Origin of the sequence: Chryseobacterium viscerum (assembly GCF_002899945.2) — a bacterium.
Lineage (GTDB): Bacteria > Bacteroidota > Bacteroidia > Flavobacteriales > Weeksellaceae > Chryseobacterium > Chryseobacterium viscerum.
The window spans coordinates 1-460 of the sequence record NZ_PPEG02000044.1 but is presented as its reverse complement, the minus strand read 5'-3'; the positions used below and the strand labels follow the sequence as shown (position 1 = coordinate 460).

At 51.5% G+C, this 460-nt stretch carries 1 rRNA gene; it reads right to left on the bottom strand.

Annotated features, from left to right (window positions below):
- Positions 1 to 460, bottom strand: a 16S ribosomal RNA gene (locus tag C1634_RS25710); the annotation flags it as partial.

The window sequence follows — 460 nt, the reverse complement described above, 5'->3', positions numbered from 1 at the left end:
GACTACCAGGGTATCTAATCCTGTTCGATACCCGCACTTTCGAGCTTCAGCGTCAGTTGCGCTCCAGTGAGCTGCCTTCGCAATCGGAGTTCTTCGTGATATCTAAGCATTTCACCGCTACACCACGAATTCCGCCCACTTTGTGCGTACTCAAGGAAACCAGTTCGCGCTGCAGTGCAGACGTTGAGCGTCTACATTTCACAACACGCTTAATCTCCGGCCTACGCTCCCTTTAAACCCAATAAATCCGGATAACGCCCGGACCTTCCGTATTACCGCGGCTGCTGGCACGGAATTAGCCGGTCCTTATTCATAAGGTACATGCAAAAAGTCTCACGAGACTCACTTTATTCCCTTATAAAAGCAGTTTACAACCCATAGGGCCGTCATCCTGCACGCTACTTGGCTGGTTCAGGCTCTCGCCCATTGACCAATATTCCTCACTGCTGCCCCCCGTAGG